Source organism: Paenibacillus foliorum, assembly GCF_013141765.1.
Classification (GTDB): Bacteria; Bacillota; Bacilli; order Paenibacillales; family NBRC-103111; genus Paenibacillus_S; species Paenibacillus_S foliorum.
Window position 1 is genome coordinate 206333 of record NZ_WHOD01000049.1, and the last position, 18871, is coordinate 225203.

General features: G+C 46.7%; 14 protein-coding genes and 1 pseudogene. 6 read left to right on the top strand and 9 right to left on the bottom strand.

Annotated features, from left to right (window positions below; translation table 11 throughout):
* Positions 1–72: 72 nt before the first annotated feature.
* The 6 genes from GC093_RS10800 to GC093_RS10825 form a co-directional block, all read right to left on the bottom strand.
* Positions 73–1629 (bottom strand): glycoside hydrolase family 28 protein, encoded by a 1557-nt coding sequence (locus GC093_RS10800; RefSeq protein ID WP_171651874.1) that lies wholly within the window; start codon positions 1627–1629, stop codon positions 73–75.
* 16 nt (positions 1630–1645) lie between these two features.
* Positions 1646–2302: a hypothetical protein gene (locus GC093_RS10805; RefSeq protein WP_171651875.1), complete on the bottom strand. Its 657-nt coding sequence runs from the start codon at positions 2300–2302 to the stop codon at positions 1646–1648.
* 96 nt (positions 2303–2398) lie between these two features.
* Positions 2399–3784, bottom strand: coding sequence for a sulfatase family protein (locus tag GC093_RS10810; protein ID WP_246314029.1), 1386 nt, complete (start codon positions 3782–3784; stop codon positions 2399–2401).
* A gap of 77 nt (positions 3785–3861) precedes the next feature.
* Positions 3862–4752, bottom strand: coding sequence for a carbohydrate ABC transporter permease (locus GC093_RS10815; protein WP_312886498.1), 891 nt, complete (start codon positions 4750–4752; stop codon positions 3862–3864).
* Positions 4752–5600 (bottom strand): carbohydrate ABC transporter permease, encoded by an 849-nt coding sequence (locus GC093_RS10820; protein ID WP_312886499.1) that lies wholly within the window; start codon positions 5598–5600, stop codon positions 4752–4754. Before GC093_RS10820 ends, GC093_RS10815 begins: the two co-directional genes overlap by 1 nt.
* Before the next feature lie 199 nt (positions 5601–5799).
* The gene (locus GC093_RS10825; protein ID WP_171651876.1) at positions 5800–7137 is read right to left on the bottom strand and encodes an ABC transporter substrate-binding protein; all 1338 of its coding nucleotides are present in this window, start codon (positions 7135–7137) and stop codon (positions 5800–5802) included.
* 218 nt (positions 7138–7355) lie between these two features.
* Here GC093_RS10825 and GC093_RS10830 point away from each other — a divergent pair, with 218 nt between their 5' ends.
* Together GC093_RS10830 and GC093_RS10835 are read left to right on the top strand one after the other, a co-directional pair.
* On the top strand, positions 7356–8129 hold the full coding sequence (locus GC093_RS10830) for a response regulator transcription factor (RefSeq protein WP_171651877.1): 774 nt from the start codon (positions 7356–7358) through the stop codon (positions 8127–8129).
* Positions 8035–9930, top strand: a complete 1896-nt coding sequence (locus tag GC093_RS10835) for a sensor histidine kinase (RefSeq protein WP_171651878.1) — start codon at positions 8035–8037, stop codon at positions 9928–9930. Before GC093_RS10830 ends, GC093_RS10835 begins: the two co-directional genes overlap by 95 nt.
* A 105-nt stretch (positions 9931–10035) precedes the next feature.
* On the opposite strand, the gene add is transcribed toward GC093_RS10835, so the two are convergent.
* Positions 10036–11070, bottom strand: coding sequence for an adenosine deaminase (add, locus tag GC093_RS10840; RefSeq protein ID WP_171651879.1), 1035 nt, complete (start codon positions 11068–11070; stop codon positions 10036–10038).
* 235 nt (positions 11071–11305) lie between these two features.
* Between add and GC093_RS10845 the strand changes: the two genes are divergently transcribed.
* Both GC093_RS10845 and GC093_RS37055 read left to right on the top strand, forming a co-directional pair.
* On the top strand, positions 11306–12958 hold the full coding sequence (locus GC093_RS10845) for a stalk domain-containing protein (protein ID WP_171651880.1): 1653 nt from the start codon (positions 11306–11308) through the stop codon (positions 12956–12958).
* Positions 12959–13596: 638 nt separating this feature from the next.
* Positions 13597–14753 (top strand): annotated as a pseudogene (locus GC093_RS37055) (IS3 family transposase).
* Between the two features lie 502 nt (positions 14754–15255).
* Here the strand turns inward: GC093_RS37055 and GC093_RS10855 are convergent.
* Positions 15256–16215, bottom strand: coding sequence for a D-2-hydroxyacid dehydrogenase family protein (locus GC093_RS10855; protein ID WP_171651881.1), 960 nt, complete (start codon positions 16213–16215; stop codon positions 15256–15258).
* 477 nt (positions 16216–16692) lie between these two features.
* Here GC093_RS10855 and GC093_RS10860 point away from each other — a divergent pair, with 477 nt between their 5' ends.
* On the top strand, positions 16693–17100 hold the full coding sequence (locus GC093_RS10860) for a DUF1761 domain-containing protein (RefSeq protein WP_171651882.1): 408 nt from the start codon (positions 16693–16695) through the stop codon (positions 17098–17100).
* Positions 17101–17172: 72 nt separating this feature from the next.
* On the opposite strand, the gene GC093_RS10865 is transcribed toward GC093_RS10860, so the two are convergent.
* Positions 17173–17922 carry a DUF1906 domain-containing protein gene (locus tag GC093_RS10865; RefSeq protein ID WP_171651883.1) on the bottom strand — a complete coding sequence of 250 codons (750 nt, stop codon included), beginning with the start codon at positions 17920–17922 and terminating at the stop codon, positions 17173–17175.
* A 259-nt stretch (positions 17923–18181) separates the two neighbouring features.
* Here GC093_RS10865 and GC093_RS10870 point away from each other — a divergent pair, with 259 nt between their 5' ends.
* Positions 18182–18745 (top strand): GNAT family N-acetyltransferase, encoded by a 564-nt coding sequence (locus tag GC093_RS10870; protein WP_171651884.1) that lies wholly within the window; start codon positions 18182–18184, stop codon positions 18743–18745.
* The last annotated feature ends 126 nt before the right edge of the window (positions 18746–18871 follow it).

Consider the following 18871-nt stretch of genomic DNA (forward strand, 5'->3'; position numbering starts at 1 on the left):
ATTCTACCATGTTTGGTGTGTCGCACAACCGCTAATTTAACGTACTATAAGCTTTTCTTCAGCTTCTTTAAGTTACTTCGGCATCCGATTGGCAGCTGCGAAATATTCCGGCTCTGACCCGTCCGTAAAGCGAACAGCCTTCTTAGCCTTTGAGAAATCATTTCCGACTACAAACAATTGATCCGGATTCACCCGCTCCAACGATAGGAAAGCTCCTGTCCCCGCTTCCGCTTTACAGCCTTCCACAGACAGCTCTCTAACGTCTTTTAATTCGACCGCCGAGCTGCCCGCTTGTGCAGGTCCTCCGCGGAAGCCCTTAAGTGATAAGCGTTCGATGCTTTCTCCAGAAAAAGCATGAGACCAATGCCGATTCGGCTCACCAGCCCAGACAACCTCGATATCATCGAACGATACGTTCTTTGCATGCCTACAAAACACAGCCGGTACGTCGTGCTGGAATACGCCACGGATCGACGGCTGCGTATCGAACAAGCCTCCTGGATAACCGCTTTTACGACGCATGATCAGCTTGAGGCCGCGTATAGAGATGCCTTCAATAACGCTGTCCTCCGAACCCTCTAAATAGACACCGCCTTCGCTCTCCACACTCAGATGATCCACCCGGATGTTGCGAATGATTCCCGGGGCAGCATGCTTTTCACTGCGCCGCTCAGCCGTAATGAAGATCGGTTCGCTCTTGCCCCACCATCTTAGCGGCCTTGCAATCTCAGCTTCATCGCTGAACAGCCTCGTTTCGATCACAATGTTAGAGAATAGAATATTCTCAATAGTCGCTCCATCCCTGACCCATACTCCTAGCCCTCGGTTGGAATCGCGAATGACGCAATTTTGCACCACAATATTGCGGATATCTGCATGGGTTTCGGTACCGATTTTCACAGCGGAATCATGCGTGGTCATCGTACAATTGGTTACTGTAATATTCTCGCATGCCCCGTAACGCTCAGCCCCATACTGGGTCGTTTTCACCACAATGCAGTCGTCCCCAGTCTCGATGTGGCAATCCGAAATATGTACGTCCTTGCAGCAGTCGGGATCAATACCGTCATTATTGGGCGCACGCAGCTGACCCATAATCTTAATCCCATGAATCGTAACACGTTGGCACCCTGTCATATGCAGTCCCCATGAGGAAGCTCTGTGAAGAGTAACATCCCGGAACAGGACGTCGGTACAGCCCTCGAAATCAATCATTTTGGGGCGAAAAGCCGATATCGGCAGCAGAACATAATCCCCATCCTGCTTCTCCGGCTCCAAAAACAACTCACCTCGTCCGTCAATCGTCCCCATCCCCGTAACGGAAATCCGTTCGGCATGCCGGGCACATAGCAGCGCGCTGCTTCCTTGACCATCACTAAGTGCTTGTCCGTCGGAATCGGCAGATGTGAAGTCCTGCTCCTCCAGACTGCTCACGATTCTAGCCGCGGCATCCAGATGAAGATTCACATTGGATTTCAACATCAAGGTGCCGGACAAGAAATGGCCCTGCGGTACAAGCACGGTGCCTCCGCCTTGCTTTTCACAGTGATCGATTGCAGCTTGAATGCTTTTTGTATCCTTGGTAACTGCATCCCCTACAGCTCCAAAATCACGAATATTTATAAACAACGCTGGACATCTCCTTTTACATGGCATCTCCACAATAAATCGTGAACACCTCATCAATCGGCTTGAAATACAAATGTCCGTCCTCCCAAGGCTGGAAATGCAGATCCATGCGGGAATCGTTCCAATTCACCGGAGTACCGGAGGTGCTCAGCTTCTTGGGAAGAATCGGCTCTTCAATAACTTTGGGAAACTCTTGATAACCGAACATCAGATTCTCATGCATCGCTATGATTTCATACTTATCCCCGAGGAATGCCCTCTCCTCCTGCAGCTGGTAATGATAATAAATGTAGCTGCTGATCATTTCAGGCTTCAGATGAGCCACCCGACCCACTCGCCGCTCAACCGGTTCCTTACGAAGCCAGTGTTCATAACCCGCCGGTTCATTAAAATGAAACACATCCGTCATGAGAATCCATTTCCTCATCTGCTGTGTACCCGGCCAATCCTCCAAGTGTTCCTGCAGTTCACCAAACATATCCTCAGGGGCAATATCCCGCCCTATACATTCAACATATAGAAACAGATTTCTCATCCATTTATAACAGCCGATGGTCATGATTTCTCCATCACGAACCAGCTGTCGAGCAACCTCTTGTAATTCAGCTAGCTGTAATAGACCTGCTTCTTCCTGCCCACTTTTCAGCTGGGCCCGGAACATGAATCGTTTCATAATTCGCTCTCCCCTTTTATTGGGTCAAAGGTAAAATTTCAGGACATCGCTAGTCCATTGAAAGGAATTGCCCACCCTCATTCGAACACTCAAGTGCTATTGCTCAATTTCCTCAGTCAGTACGCGGAGCTGTCCAGAGGGCTTCATAGGAAGCGGCACAATAATGGGCGCGTCTTCCCCTGCTTCGAGCATACGTGAGATTAGGCGCTCTCTAAGATGTATTCTTACCGCTTCGTGCGATTCCGAATCCACCAAGTTCGACAGCTCGTAAGGGTCCGCCATGAGGTCATATAGAAATTCCTCCACATACTCGGAGGAGCCTGAATCCTTGATCGGATTCCGCTCAGGAGCGGTCACGCCGTATTTCCACCTGCCAGTACGGATGGCACGCGCTACTTGCGATTCGCTGATCTGCACGAATACCTCCCGCGGCCATTCTGAGGCCGCGTCGCCACCCGCACTTCCGCCGCGAAGCAGCGGGAGCAGAGAGCGTCCCTGCATCTGCTGCGGTACCTCAATGCCAGCGGCATCCAATAGCGTAGGCGGAAGGTCGATCAGACTGACCAGCTCACGCACGCTTCCGCCGCCGCTGAACCCTGGGCCGGTAAAAGCCATCGGCACGCGAATAGAGCTTTCATGGCAGGAACGTTTGTACTCGCTGTTGCGAGTTTTAAAGTGACAGCCATGATCGGAGGTAAAAGCGATAATGGTATTATCGGCAAAATCTAGGCTTTTAAGAGCGTCCATCAAACGGCCAAGCGCTTCATCAAGACGTTTGACCATCCCATAGTAGCCGTCCAAATGCTGGTGCGCCGTGCCTCCAAGCGCGGCAAGATCCGGCGGTACATACCGACCTGTATAGTTCCCGCGATACCCGTCCGGCGAGGGATAATCATCTCGATGATTCTGATGGTGAGGCTCCAAATACGAGATAAACAGGAAAAACGGACGCTCTTTCCCTCGCTGATCTCCAACATACCGGATAGCCGCGTCAGTCAATGCGTCAACCCTGTAGCCGGGCAGCTCTACTCGTTCATTCTCCTCGTTAAACAGCACAGTCCGATAAGCATCCGAGGTATGCTCCAAGGAATCTGCCGCCAGCCAACGCTGATAACCTCCCCGCTTCTCAACCGGTACAGGCTCTGTCCGAGTGCTCGCCAAATGCCATTTGCCCATGTAAGCTGTCTCGTATCCCGACTCGTTAAAAGCACGGGCGATCGTATCGGCATCCTCACGCATCGGTATTCCGTTAGTAAAGCAGCCGGATTCGGTCGCATATAATCCGGTTTGCAGACATGAACGTGCCGGACCGCAAACCGGCTGGCAGGTGAATGCGTAAGGAATATGGGTTCCATATGTAGCCATACGATCCAAATTCGGGGTCAAATTCAGTGGATTACCATGGAGCCCCATTGTATCCCACCGCTGCTGGTCTGTAAAAAACACAATCACATTCGGCTGTTTCTTCGTTCCATTACTCATATCCATCACCTACACCTTTTGATAATAATCCAGCACAATAAGCAGCCCTAAGGCTCATCACTCCAATAAGCTTTTCCTTATCCCTTAATACCTGTAGTTGCAATTCCTTCTACAAAATAACGCTGAGAGAAGAAAAACAGCAGTATCGGCGGAAGCACAGCCAGAACGGACATCGCCATAATCTGATTCCACTCCACCGTACCCCCCGTAGAGTCGATAGACATACGTAGAGCAAGCGAGATCGGAAACTTTTTGACACTGTTGATAAAAATTAACGAATTGAAGAAATCATTCCATGTCCAAATAAATTGAAAAATGGCTGCTGACATCAGCGCAGGAAAGCTTAAAGGCAGCAAAATGCGGAACAAAATACCCGGAGGGCTGCACCCGTCCATAACTGCCGACTCGTCAAGCTCCTTAGGCAGCCCACGAAAAAACTGCACAAGCATAAAGATAAAGAAAGGAAAACATCCAAAGGCAGCCGGAACAATAAACGGTAAATAGCTGTCGAGCCAATCCAGATTACGAAAGATCAAATACCTCGGAATAATGATAACCGAATGCGGCAGCATCAGCGTCGATATCATTAGAATAAACATAAAGTTGCGCAGTGGAAATGTAAAGCGCGCGAAGCCATACGCTACAAGCACACTGGATAAGACGGTAAAGAACGCAGTAGGCACCACAAGCAGAAACGTATTTTTGAAAAATGTCGCATACGTATACTGCCCCGTTCCTGCCCATCCCTTTACATAGGAATCCCATACGAACTGCTGCGGTAGAAGCTGCAAGGAGCCGAACAAATCCGCATTGGTTTTAAAGGAGCTTAAGAACAGCCAAATTAAGGGGTACACCATGATCCAGCCCAACAGCAGCAGAAATAGATGAGTCACCCATTTCTTCTTCAGAATAGATGATTTCCGTCTGGCATTTCCCCCGGGGAACGTTGAAGGCACCGGCATACTCATTAGTTTTTCCCCCCATCTTCATAATGCACCCATGACCTGGCCGAACGGAATATCAGTAGGGTCAGCAATAGGATGATTGCAAATAAAAACCAAGACAATGCAGAAGCGTAGCCCATCTTCATGTTCATAAACGCTTCGTCATATATTTTCAATCCGAGCAGGTAAGTCGCCTTCAGCGGACCGCCATTCGTCACAACGAAAGCAGCAGTGAATTCCTGCAGCGCATTGATCGTTTGCATAACCAAGTTAAAGAGAATGATCGGAGTCAGGAGCGGAAGCGTGATCTGTCTGAACATGCGAAGCTTGCTTGCCCCATCGACCATCGCCGCTTCATACAGCTCCCCCGGAATTTGCTTCAAGCCGGCTAGGAACAGCACCATTGAGGAACCGAACTGCCAAACCACAAGCAGAGAGATCGTGCCTAGAGCTACGGTCGGGCTTCCGAGCCAGTTAATTGGCGGAATGTGTAGGTAACCGAGCACATTATTGACTACCCCTTCCTTCATGAACAGAAAGCGCCATAGGATGGATATAGCTACGCTGCCGCCCAAAATTGAAGGTAAATAATACACAGTACGATAGAAATTGATGGCTCTGCTTTTCATATTGAGAAGAACGGCAATGAATAGAGCAAAGGCCAGCTTGGCCGGAACTGCAATAATGGAGTAAATAAGGGTAACATTCAATGAGGGCAGGAAATCCTTATCTGCCGTTAACATTTTGGTGTAGTTGTCCAAGCCGATAAACTTACCAGGCTTCACAACCGTCGCATCGGTAAATGAGTAATAGAAGGAAAGCAAAAGCGGGTACAGCTGAAACCAAATAAAGCCTATAATCCATGGGGACACAAACAACAACCCCCACCACGCGTGTGCACTCGTTATTTTTTTCAAGTCGATGTATCCTTTCCGTATGAAGTTAAACCCCAAAGTGACCCGTCCAGCAACCCCTATTTCCGTGTGCTCTGCGAGGAGGGGAGTATCCGAGATGCTCTTGTAAAAAGAGTGACGCCATCTCTGGCGGCACTCTTACAGTTTCCTGTGTAGCCTATGATTTTAGTTCCTTCAGCTTCGCGTTAAACCCTTTGAGGATTTCATCAGCTGCCTGCTCTGGAGTCGCTTTGTTATAGATCAGCTTCTGAATCGAATCCTTCACAACTTGAGCCAGCTCTGCGTTAGTGCTGATTACGTTAGGCGCAACTGATTTCTTCTTCGCTGCCAAATCCAAGCCCTTGGAAATGTCTGGGTTCAGCTTGCCGGAATCCTCTAGCGCTTTACGTGCAGTAGACGAAGCCGGAATTCCACGTTGTGTAGTAAGAAGCATAGAGGCGTCTTTATCATTGATCAGCCAGTTCAAGAATTTCGCAGCTTCTTCTTTGTTTTTGCTATCCTTGGCAATAGCGAAGCCTGTGCCTGCTACCATAGGATTACCGGATTGCGCAGCATTCGGATTCTCTGGGAATGTGCCTACACCAATCTTGGCATTAGGTATCGCTTGCTTGTATTTATCCAGAGCCTGAACATAATCAAGCAGCATGCCAATCTCACCTTTAACCCATTTGGGGTTCTGCTCCATTTTGCCAACAAATGCTGTGCTGTCGCCGAACGGCTCCATCGTACCGCTGCTGTACAGATTCGACAAATAAGTCAAACCATCTGTCAACTGAGCTTTATCGAAGCCTGGCGTAAAGTCGTCGTTAACCCAGCCCTTGCCCGATTTCTGCATGATATAAGGCTGTAGAATAACTTTATTGATTACGTCAATATCCGCTGTCAGCAGGTACGCGTTTTTATCCTTTTCATGAATCTTTTTGCCTTCCTCGATGATCTTATCCCAGGTCCAGACCGTATCAGCTGGAATACCAAACTTTTGCAGGAAGTCTTGATTCGTTATCGTCGTAGAAGCGAACATGCCTGCAGGAGCCATAATCTGCCGATCCTTATAGGAACCAAAAGCCTTCAGTGTATCAGCGGGAATTGTAGAGGTATCGACAAGATTTTTCACTGTATTCAGATCCAGCAAGAAATCGCTCAAATCCAAGGTCCATTCATAGGTGTATTGGAACAGATCCGGGGCGGTTTTGCCCGCGAATTGCGTAGAAAGCTTTTTGTTAAATCCGTCAAACCCCATATATTCAGCTTCAATCTTCACATTCGGATTCAGCTTCATATAAGCATCAATAGCTGCCAGTGTAGCCTTATGTCGCGGATCATTCCCCCACCAAGCAAAACGGAGTGTGGTTTGCTTAGCTTCCACCTTTGTATCCGTTTTCGTTTCTGTTCCTTTAGAGCCGTTCCCCTCCGTGCCCGAGCCTCCCGAGCAAGCGGTCAGCCATGCCATTGACAGCAGAAGCATTCCTGCTACTAAACGCGGTTTTTTTATCATCTTACATCCCCCAAAACGTTTATTTTTACTGGCGCCTCTAACAAAGTAACACGATTAATCTATAGAGAAAAGGGTTGTTCCTTATGTAAAGCGCTTCCAGACTCCCGTTTGTTTGGGGAAAGGTATCATTTCTTTAGAAAACACCTTTGTTTTCCCTTTTAAAAAGTCCGTTTACTTTTGTTTTTTGGATTCTGTATAATGGTAGAGGGTGATAAATAATGTATAAGCTATTGGTCGTAGATGATGAAGCGGAAACCAGAAGCACCTTGTGCAGCTGTTTTCCATGGGAGCAGCTAGGATTCCGCGTTGAAGCAGAACGGGGCAATGGCATGGAGGCGCTCAAATATATCCTTCAGCAACCTGTTGATGTACTCCTCTGCGATATTAAGATGCCCGTGATGAACGGAATCGAGCTGGCCAAGGAAATTGCGACCCGCAAGCTTCCTATCCGAATCATTCTGCTCAGCGGCCTGCGCGATTTTGAGTATGCACGTCAAGCTATCAACTGCGGCGTCCGTCACTATTTAGTTAAGCCTGCCAAATACAATGATATTTTCACAGTCTTGTCCGAATTGAAAATAGAGCTGGATCAGGAATCCCAGCATCCCAACTCAGAGCTGTCGCTTGAACGCGATGTGTTAATTCTAGAGGGGCAGGACGATCCTGTTATTCAAAAAATCATCAGCTTCATCGAAATGGAGTACCGGACAGTAACCTTGGAGGAGTCAGCGAAGCATGTGCATATGAATCCTACCTATGTTAGCGCCTACTTCAAGAAGATGACAGGCTGTAAATTTTCAGAATATGTCCAATCTGTCAAAATGAACAAAGCAGCCGTTCTGTTAAAGGACCGCCGCTTTAAAGCCTTCGAGGTTAGTGAAATGGTGGGGTATGCGAATGCGAAAAATTTTATCCGGTCTTTCAAGCAGTTTTACGGAAAAACGCCGGGACAATATCGGCATGAAGGGCAATTTCCCGCTTCCCCTCATTGATTCAGCTTTGCGGCGCAAGTTTTTCATCAGTCATTGGATTAGGATTGTAATCCCTTGCTTTATCCCTTTGTTTATATTGGGAACCTTAGCTATTGTCATCACCAATCAATATATCCGTTACAATGTGGAACAGAGCAACGCCAATCAGTTGAACCAATTAAATGAGCTTGCCCAGGTGATATCCTCAGAGCTGGATTCCTTAAGCCTTTCTTTTGATAAGGATCCTAAAATTACATTAAAGCTGAAAAGCCTTTTGTCAGCGCCCTCGTTTTCTTATGAAGATATGGAAGCGCTATTCTACCTGAAAAACGTACTAGACGTCCCTGCCAACTCCAAGCCGTATATTCACTCAATATCTGTCTATTATGAAAATCCGTATAATCGGGTATTAAGCTCGCGCGATGGACTTACCCTTATTAACCGTTCCGATGATACCTCCTGGTTCGAGCGTTACAATGATCTCCGTTCCCGGCAGGAGGAGATGATTACTGAGGTCAGGAAAATTGACGCCTATGGGTTCGACCATCAATCCAATCATCTAGTCACCATTTACAAGCCGTTCTCCTACGGATATCCCGGTTACCATAAAGGGCTGATCATTATGAATGTTCTCCCCTCTTACTTCGAAGCACTGTTCGATTATTTCAACGAATTGCCCGGACGGTACTTCTATATTGCGGACAAAGACGGAGAGCCTATCATGAAATCCAGCGGCTTCTCTCAATATATCCCCCTTCCGTCGAAAGGGGACTCTCAAGACGCGGCTACCTCTGCCTCTCTAAGTCGGTTTGAATATGCTGATAATCTGGTAAATGTGAAGCAGGTTCCCCGTCTGCAATGGAATCTGATTTCCGTCGTGCCCAAGGATTCCCTGTACAGCCTGCCGCGTACGATCGTGTACATGACTGTCATCTTATCGTTATTTTCACTGCTGTTAAGCTCCGTGTATGCGCTTTGGATCACTCGAAGAAATTATCGGCAAATCGCACAAATCGCGGGTATCCTCGAATCTGCCGACAGGCCTGCACAGCCTATACCCGATATTCCATCTAAAATCAATGATGTATACGAATGGATCATCAAATCGATTTTGGAAACATTTCTAGAGCACAAGTATGTGAAAATCCAGCTTTCCGAACGAAAAACGAAGATGGAGCTGCTGGAGCTTAAAGCCTTGCAGTCGCAAATGAACCCGCATTTTCTATATAACACGTTACACTCCATATACTGGAAGACGCTTCAGCTAACAGGCTCCCCTAACGATGCTTGCCGAATGATCGAGCAGCTAAGCGATCTTATGGAATATGCCGTTCGTTCCAAAGATGATCTGGTTCCGCTAAGCATGGAAATAGCCCATGTCCAAAGCTTCATTGACATTCAGCACTCCCGGTTTCCAGGTAGATTCGATGTTCAATGGGATATTCAGCAGCAAGCGGAAGCTTGTCTAGTGATCAAAATCAGTCTGCAGCCGCTTATTGAGAACAGTATCCATTATGGCTTGGAAAGTCGCGATTTTCTTAACATTAAAGTGAAATGCCGGATGAAGGGAACCAACCTGCAAGTAACCATCCTTGACAATGGAACCGGTATACCGAAGGAGCGGCTTGAGCAAATCCGCGCTTCCTTCCACTCAGAGTCGATGCAGTCTGATCATGTCGGCCTCTCTAATACGAGCAAGCGATTATCACTGCAGTACGGCCCCGCTTCATTGCTGCGTATTCTCAGCAAGCCCGGATGCGCTACAGGCATCACTCTTACTTTTCCACAGGCCATAGAGGTTAATGATGCAGCAAATAAATAAACCTGTCCGCGAGCGGTCAGGTTTATTTATTCGAGGATGATGATCTGTCGAGTAGGATTGTCATGGCAGAAATAACCAGCGGCGGGCACATTTCTTCCCTTTGCACTACAGTTCGCCTATCAGCTGCTCGAACTCCAGCTTTAACGATTGTTTCTCATTCGCTTCAAGAAAGGAAGCATCCACACCATTCATTACGAGTGTCACAAGATCAGGTACGGTGAATCCGAATTTCTCGGTAATAATCTTATATTCCTCCGTAATATTGGTGCCCGATACAGTCGGATTATCCGTATTAATAGTCAGTATCAAGCCTTGGTCGAAGTAGTGCTTAATCGGATACATATCCCAATCGGTCACAGCCTTCGTTTGGATATTACTGACCGGGCACATTTCAAGCGGAATTCTTCTTTCTTTAATAATCTCCATAATAGCCGGATTCTCCTGCACCCTTACCCCATGTCCAATTCTCACGGCTCCCAGATGGGTGATCGCTTCATATATATTGGCAGGTCCTGCCGCTTCTCCAGCATGGATCGTAATTGGAATCCCCAGCTTCCTGGCTAGTGCAAAGGTGTCGCGGAAATTGGCTGCAGGATAAGACGCTTCATCTCCTGCCAAATCAACAGCCACAAGGCCCTTACCCATATAATTTGCCGCGGCTTCAATAACCTCCCGGTTAGCCTGCGCTGAATGATTCCTCATGCAGATAGCGATCACACGCACTTTGACACCGAATCTTCTCTCCCCTTGCTTTAAGCCTTCAATGACCCAAAAGATCGCCTCATCCACAGATAGTCCTTTGTCTCTATGCAGCTGGGGCGCAAACCGCACCTCGATATATTTGCAATAATGCCCGGCGGATTGTTCAACTGCCTCATAAGCAACCCGCTGTAAAGCTTCCGCAGTTTGAAGAAATGGAACGGTAAAATCAAATTTACTCAAATATTGCGTAAGACTGCTGCAATTCTCAGCAACCTGCAAGTAAGGAAGGAGCTGCTCCTTATCGGTAACCGGCAACGAAATCCCTTGCTCTTCAGCCAAAATCATAATCGTATCGGGCTTCACGCAGCCATCTAGGTGTAAATGGAGATCGACCTTGGGCATCTTTTGCACAATATCCGTAATTCTGCCAGTTAACATAGTCTTTCCCTCCCATTATTAATATCCAATTTGCCGTTCTATCATCATGACTAAAATATATTTTATCCACTGTACATTTATGTTATGTAAATGTTAATATAAATGACACATAATTAACAGGAATGCTGTTAACAACCATTGGAAACTTCTTTAAGCAGGACTTCACGCGCCTTTTGTTGAAATTTAGTGTATGGTTAATAGACTAAGTGAATAAATAAGTGAGGAGATGTGATCCATGAACCTAAACAAACGATTAAGCTATTATTTGCTGCTGTTTCCTTTAACACTCCTGATTTGGTGCGCCAGCCTTGCACTTCCGGCACAACAAGCAGATGCGTTTTCTTATAGCTATGAGGGAGTACCTAAACAAACTATCGGTGTTACTAAGCCAACCCTTACCTTCTATTTCAAAAGTGATATGAACATAGCGCCGACAACCTATTCCATGTATTTAAACGGCGAAAGAGTGGCTGTTTCCTATGATGCAGCAAATTCGATATTCTCTTATACTCCATCCAAAGATCTCGCGCCCGGCAATTATTCGGTGCGGATCTCGATAAAGTTCGCAGGCTACGAGGCTCTAGAGAAAACTTGGTCCTTCCAAGTCTCAAAAAATGCGATTAAGCAATTTAGCGCGGCTACTCCCGATCAACTGAACGCACTTGCTGTAATTAATGATTATCGAGTCCTTCATGGACTGCCTTCCGTTAAATACAACGAACAGCTAAGTGCCAGCGCCACCGCACATGCCAGTTATTTGGACATTAACAAAATTAAGCAGAGTCAGACAAGCCAAGACAGCCTTCATTCTGAAGACCCCAGTAAAGACGCTTATATCGGCACAACGCCATTGGAGCGCGCTGCTTATTTCGGTTATACGAAGGCTGTAGGTGAAGATGCCGCTTATATATCAGGTACTGATGATGAAGCTATCGACGCTTTATTCGATGCTCCTTATCATCGGAATCCCTTTTTGAACCCTTATATAAGGGAAGTTGGAGTTGGAAAAATAGGCAATTATACAATCATTGAATTCGGGCTTGAGCCGGATGCTGGTCCCCAGCTCGTTGTGTCTCCTACTGAAGGAGATCGTTATGTCCCAACCTCTTTTGATGGCAATGAATCTCCCGATCCGTTGAGCATTCATCCGAATGAAGTTTTCCCTATTGGATATCCGATCATGGCGCAGTATTACGGCTCTTCGGTGGATAAAGTCAAGCTGCTCAGCTCAGAGCTGCTGGATAGTAAGAAGCAGCCTGTTGAGACTCTAGTGAATACGCCTGATAACGACAAAAACCTTACTAACGCCGTTATAATAATGCCGCGCAAACCGCTTCAGGCTGATTCCAGCTATCACGTAAAGCTGAAGCTGCAAGTAACCAAGAAGGACGGCAGCATAGTAACAGAGGATAAAGAATGGGATTTCACAACAGAGCCCGCCAACCAAATCGGCAAAAAGAAACTGCATCAAAATGCGGCAAATTATAAAAAATATTCCGTCTCGGTAGCCCCTATGATGCGCACAGCCAGCTTTGGGCTTGATGGAAGCAGCTATCTAGTGGATGGAATTAGCTTCCCCATGAAAAGGACACCTCAAATTACCGACGGTTCCTCCTATCTGTATATCCGCGATCTCGCCGCGGCTCTCGGGGCCAGCGTGGATTGGGATGAGGCTCAGCGTGCAGCTGTCTATACGAAGGGAAGCTTGAAGGTTACGCTGTATACCACGAAGGATGCTTATATGGTAAATGGGGAGCTTCGGCCAACCACAACTCCTGCCAAGCTGCTTGGTGAAAATACGATGGTGCCCGTTCGTCTGCTAGCCGAAGTGCTGGGAGCCAAAGTGGATTATGTTGAAGCAACGCGCACGGTAAATATTACGTACTAATGAAGAAGTAATTTATGAACGTGAGATGGAGACACTCCTATCTAGAATCTGAAGAACCTAGCGGCAATCTGAACCGCTAGGTTCTTTATTGTGCAAATCCATACGTTAGTATGTGGAGAGGGAGCCGGATGTCGGATGCCGGCAGCTGTTGAAGTAGTGTTCCCTAAACAGTAGGCTTGTAGCGGTTGGAACACGAACTTCAAAGATGGTTCATACCTGAGCAGTCACCGTAGGTGACGACCAGGGCGGACGCTGCCGTCCCTCACCCCACACCTCCAACACGCGCGAATCCTGGGCGCGCGTTGCGGCATTGCATGGCGGTCGGTCGAACCATTGTCTTTTTGTTCCACTCCGTCCTTTGCGTTGCTTTCTCACTTCCTAACCGGTATTCATATATTCCCGAGGAGGGAAAATCATGAACCCTTTCATCGATCGAGGTACTCGTGTGGGATAGTTCTCCCCTTGATTCGGTCTTAAGCGGAACTACGATGCCTTATTTCTCTTACCCACCTCAGAAATCACAAATCCACGGAACTACGATACCTTATTTCCTCTCAGCTGATGGTAGTCTTTTTAGTAGACACATACTAAGGAACAACCTTTATAATAAATACAACAATAAAGGTTAGAGGTGTGACATGGCAGATATAAGGGAAAGTTACGATGAAGAATTTAAACGCAAAACAATCGAACACTTAGAGTCTAGCAATAAGAGACCAACTGACATTGCAAGAGAATTAAGTATTCCTAAAAGTACCTTAAGTCGCTGGATCAAACAATATGGTTCTGGTGCGGTAGTGTCACCCAATCAAGCGTTTGTGGATTATGAACGACTACGGAAATTGGAACAATTAACACGTGATCTGCAAGAGGAAAATGAAATTTTAAAAAAGGCGATGCACTTCTTCACAAAGGACCCGCGCTGATCTACCCGTTTATTCGTAAACACCGCTTCCAGTATCGGACCCAGAAGATGTGCACGATCTTGCAAGTATCAAGAAGCGGATATTACAAGTGGATGAAACGTAAGCCAACCCCCCGAGACAAGCGAAGAAAGCAGCTTAAGAGGCGCATACGGGATGTTTTCATTCGCTCTAAAAAGCGTTATGGCAGTCCGAGAATCACGGCAGTACTTCGCGAAGAAGGCTTTGCCGTATCCTCCAAAACCGTTGCCCGCCTTATGAGGGAAATGGGATTGAAATCGTGCATGGCACGGAAATACAAAGCAACCACCAACTCTAAACACTCCATGCCGGTGCACGACAATACGCTAAACCGCCAGTTTAACGTTCTAGCTCCTAACAAAGTTTGGGTAACAGATATTACCTATATTCGTACCGGCGAAGATTGGTTGTATTTAGCTAGCGTGATGGATTTATTCTCCCGTAAAATTGTAGGTTGGGCTACAGGCCCTCGTATGACACAGGAGCTGGTTTTAGATGCCTTGGACATGGCTTACAAGCGTCAGAGTCCCCAACCAGGCTTGCTACATCACTCCGATCGGGGTTCTCAATACGCCTGCACAGAATACCAAAAACGGCTAGAATCTTACAAAATGGTAGGCAGTATGAGCCGCAAAGGAAATTGCTACGATAATTCATGTATTGAAGCTTTCCACAGTACGCTAAAGAGAGAACTTGTATATGTGATAAAGTTTAAAACCCGAGAATAGGCTAATAAGGAGCTCTACACGTATATTGAGTTCGACTACAACCGAGGTCGGATTCATTCCACTTTGGGTAATAAATCTCCTCATCGATTTGAGCAGCTGTACTATGAAAATCTCTTAGCTTAAATCTAGGGTAGTTCCTTAATTGTGTGTCCGCTTTCTTGACAGAAGAGCAAGCCTGCCGAAATACTCACATTAAAAGCAAATAAGACATCGTACTTCCGTTTCACTTAAATGTTAACGTGTGCAAACCAAAATAGCGGATCCCAGTTCCCCTACCTACCGATTCGGCGGTGACTATGTGAAGTTGTCCAGAATTAACCTCATATGCCCATCGTTTGGCTAACACCCATCGCCCCTTGAGAAACCGCGAAAAATGGTCAGCTTTAAAAAAAAGGGAAAGCTTCGTTCGCCTTAAACCAAATAAATTCTATAAGCAAAAGCTTCTATTCGAAGCCCTGTCGATGAAGATACATTCGTGTAATAGCGGTAACTTTTCTTGCACTATCAGAATGATTCAGCTCCGCTGAAAACTTATAAATTCTGATATTATAAGCAAAGGCAGTCTAAAGCTGTGCAACCCAGCTTTAGACTGCCCATTTTTGACTTTTAATGGCTGAGCATGATTCTAAGAAAGCTTCCGAATCGGCGAACCGGACAGAAACGCTTCTATATCTTCCACAGCGTCCTGAAAATAAGTATGGTAATTGGCTCGTGACACATACCCAAGATGCGGGGTGGTCAGAACATTAGGAAGTCGACGTAATGCATCGTCCTCCGGCAAAGGCTCAATCTCGAATACATCTAGACCCGCACCGGCTATCCACTCGTTTTGAAGAGCTTCTATAAGAGCGTCCTGATCCACAATCGGAGCGCGGGATGTATTGATCAGATAGGCAGATGGACGCATCCTTCTGAGCTCCTTCGCACCAAGCAAACCTCTCGTCCGTTCGCTGAGCACAAGATGGACGGACACAATATCACAGCTTTCCAGCAGCTCCTCTTTAGATGCAGCTAGCTGTACGCCTACTTCTTCGGCCCTCTCTTGGGTTAAATTTTGGCTCCAAGCCATCACTTCCATCCCGAAGGCCTGCCCAATACGCGCCACCCTCCCGCCAAGCTTACCGAGTCCTAGCAATCCGAGCCGTTTGCCCTGGAGGTCCGATCCGATTGTACTTTGCCATGGGCCATTCGTCCGAATCGCATTGTGTTCCTGCACAATGTTCCGGGCAAGCCCCAGGATCAAAGCCCAGGTAAGCTCTGTGGTAGGATCACCGCTGCCTGAAGTGCCGCAAACAACTACTCCACGCGAGGCTGCCGCTGCTAGATCAATCGATGCATTTCGCATGCCCGTCGTGACAAGCAGCTTCAAACGAGGCAGACGTGCTAGAAGCGGTGCCCGAAAAGGCGTTCGTTCGCGCATCATTATGATGATGTCGAAATCAGCGATCACACTAACGAGCTCATCCTCATTATCCAGATGCTGATGAAAAGTCTCAACCTCTACCCTATCAGAGATAGATGTCCAATCTGCCATCGTCCTTGCTGCATGCTGGTAGTCATCAAGAATTGCACAGCGAAGTTTCATATGCTATAACCTCCTTCAGATTCAGTAAATCTTGCATCTTTGCGGAGAAACCTTTAGTTCAGATTACCATACTAAAGGCTCAGATTTGCATATAAAATTTTCGCGGAAGTATTGAATAAGGATATAGATGGTAGACTTACTTAGATCTTCAATCTAGTTAACTGTTTAGGAAATGAAGACAACGTTCTCGCTATAAATCAACTGCTCATACAGTGTTTGCAATTGCTGCACAAATAACCAACCGAGCAGGCTGGTTAGTATCGCCCCTAGAGATATAAAGATAAACAGTTTATGCTTTATTTTCAAATTCTTCATAATATAACCAAATGTATTATAGCATAACCTCGAAGCTTTCTTATGTACCTCCACCTTTAAATTTAAACTTTTACCTTTTTCGTGAAATGGAGAAACTTAATATAGTAGAATGGTAGCAGAGAAGTAGGGAAATGACTTTACTATTAAAAAGGAGGGACGACCATGATCGATTTCGCACAAATCAATTATTTGGCGGTTCTTGCATCTACTGTCGCCGCAATGTTTATCGGCTTCCTCTGGTATTCACCCGTATTATTCGGACATGCTTGGGCCAAACAGCGAGGCATGAAGATGGAGGAAATCTCGGGAGGGGGTCCGATGACGTATGTTCTTACAGCTGTAACCGCTCTGGTCGGGGCCTTCGTGCTGGCACTGCTGCTGACAATGGGGGGCCGAGCAACGGTTGCATCAGGATTGACTGTTGGTTTGCTGATAGGTATCAGTATTTCCGTTAAGATTGGGATGAATTATTTATTTGAAAATAAACCCTTAGGCTTATATCTCATTACCATTGGCTATCATTTGGTATCCTATCTCGTGATGGGTCTTATCATTGGAGCGATAGGTTAAACCCTATAGGGAGATAAGCCCTGTGCCACCTGCAATAAAGCACAGGGCCTCTCCATAAAGCCCATTCCTGGCTTAATCCGGCGCTTGACCGGATGCTATCCGTAGCTGGTTAGCCAACCAGTGCAGATAATCCTTCTGCTCCTGATCATGTGTTTCATACCATGCCGGGGAAATCCACGTGTTGATAATCGTTTGCGCTACACCAGGATCTAGCATCGTATCCTCACTCCCTCCATTATCCGAGCTAAGACTCCACCAGCCTTCATTACCGTAAGACTCATCCAGATCAACATCGATTCCGTTTACGCGGATGTCATTTTGGTATTGATAGATGTTGTTCGCAGCGGAACGCTGGCCGCCGCTCCATGCATACGTTTGCCAGAAGCGCGAACACGCACCGGCGGAGCTCACGGCTTCAACAACCGCATAAGAGCCGTAAACCCCTGTATTATAAGCGGGTGTTGCCTCACTGGCTGCCCGTACGTATTCGATGACCACTGGCATCTGTGCAGAGGTAGCATCAAAATCAACAGCAAAATAAATGGTGCTGCCCTCAGGCTGCCCGATTTGTGCCGCTACCTCTAAAGCAGTTGCTCCATCAGCAAGACCTGCTGCTCGTCCGCCTAGTGCTCGATCTGCCGTTGTTTCAAACACGGAGACGATCTGGAGACCCTCTTGGCTGATTAATATAGCTTCATTCGATGTTAAGCGCTTCGACCCGCTAGGAACCAGGTAACGACAAACGAACTCGTACCCATCAGCACTAAAAGCCGCTGCTGTTTGTGCTGTCAACGGAGTCGCACAATCGAAACCTTTTGCCACAGCAAACCACTCCCTTTTTTGTCTGAATTTATCGATTACGTGCACGACCGAAAGCACGATTGATTACTGATAGAAGCTTTGTTTCTACAGCCTATGCAGATAATTCACATTTGGCTTGGTTTCTTGTCCACCTTTTTCAAAAAATCCGCAGCAGCACACACCTATTTTTTTAAGTGAAGTTCATATTAGATTCATATAAGTAGGTTACAATCTAGCCATAGGTTTGACTACCAATTAACGAGAGCGCGGTCTATTACATATGGAGAACCACTTCCCATTCCCAACACTTACCACAAGCCGATTGTTATTAAGACAAATGACTGTAGCCGATGCGACTGATCTTTATGAAATTTATTCAGACCCTCAGCTCACCCAGTATCTCGACTGGTATGGTCCATCCTCACCCCGTCATGCGCAAGATTTGATTGTTTCATGGAATCAGCAATTTGATAACAAACAGCTGCTCCCTTGGGGGATTACCCAGCATACTAACGATCATTTGATCGGCACTATTATGTACATGCCTATCCGCGGTACTTTTGCTAACAAGCCGCTGCTCCCCGTTAATATCGGATTCGAGCTATCCCGTATGTATTGGAATAAAGGCATCATGACGGAAGCTCTTGAGGTCGTAACCCGGTTCGGCATCGAACAAATTGGAGCTCATAGAATTCAAGCAGAGGTAGCACCGGGAAACACCGCATCACTCAAAATTTTGGAAAAGCTAGGTTTTAAACAAGAAGGCTTATTGAAGCAGTACTTCATGCACGAAGTCACAAAAACGTTTTTCGATGTCATTGTGCTATCCCTCCTGCCCTTATGAACTAATCTTTTCCTAAGTGAAGCGGCCTCAGCCTCCTTCAAGGAAGAGTACGTTTGCATTTGATGAGACTGAAGGAAAGTAACGTATATACCAAACAGGAGCTTCAGCCCTATCAGGACTAAGCTC

Bases quoted from the DNA above. Each gene is read 5' to 3' on its own strand.
- GC093_RS10810 (WP_246314029.1), bottom strand. From the start codon at position 3,784: ATGAGTAATGGAACGAAGAAACAGCCGAATGTGATTGTGTTTTTTACA.
- GC093_RS10805 (WP_171651875.1), bottom strand. From the start codon at position 2,302: ATGAAACGATTCATGTTCCGGGCCCAGCTGAAAAGTGGGCAGGAAGAA.
- GC093_RS10825 (WP_171651876.1), bottom strand. From the start codon at position 7,137: ATGATAAAAAAACCGCGTTTAGTAGCAGGAATGCTTCTGCTGTCAATG.
- GC093_RS10855 (WP_171651881.1), bottom strand. From the start codon at position 16,215: ATGAAACTTCGCTGTGCAATTCTTGATGACTACCAGCATGCAGCAAGG.
- GC093_RS10860 (WP_171651882.1), top strand. From the start codon at position 16,693: ATGATCGATTTCGCACAAATCAATTATTTGGCGGTTCTTGCATCTACT.
- add (WP_171651879.1), bottom strand. From the start codon at position 11,070: ATGTTAACTGGCAGAATTACGGATATTGTGCAAAAGATGCCCAAGGTC.
- GC093_RS10845 (WP_171651880.1), top strand. From the start codon at position 11,306: ATGAACCTAAACAAACGATTAAGCTATTATTTGCTGCTGTTTCCTTTA.
- GC093_RS10815 (WP_312886498.1), bottom strand. From the start codon at position 4,752: ATGAGTATGCCGGTGCCTTCAACGTTCCCCGGGGGAAATGCCAGACGG.
- GC093_RS10835 (WP_171651878.1), top strand. From the start codon at position 8,035: ATGCGAAAAATTTTATCCGGTCTTTCAAGCAGTTTTACGGAAAAACGC.
- GC093_RS10870 (WP_171651884.1), top strand. From the start codon at position 18,182: ATGGAGAACCACTTCCCATTCCCAACACTTACCACAAGCCGATTGTTA.
- GC093_RS10830 (WP_171651877.1), top strand. From the start codon at position 7,356: ATGTATAAGCTATTGGTCGTAGATGATGAAGCGGAAACCAGAAGCACC.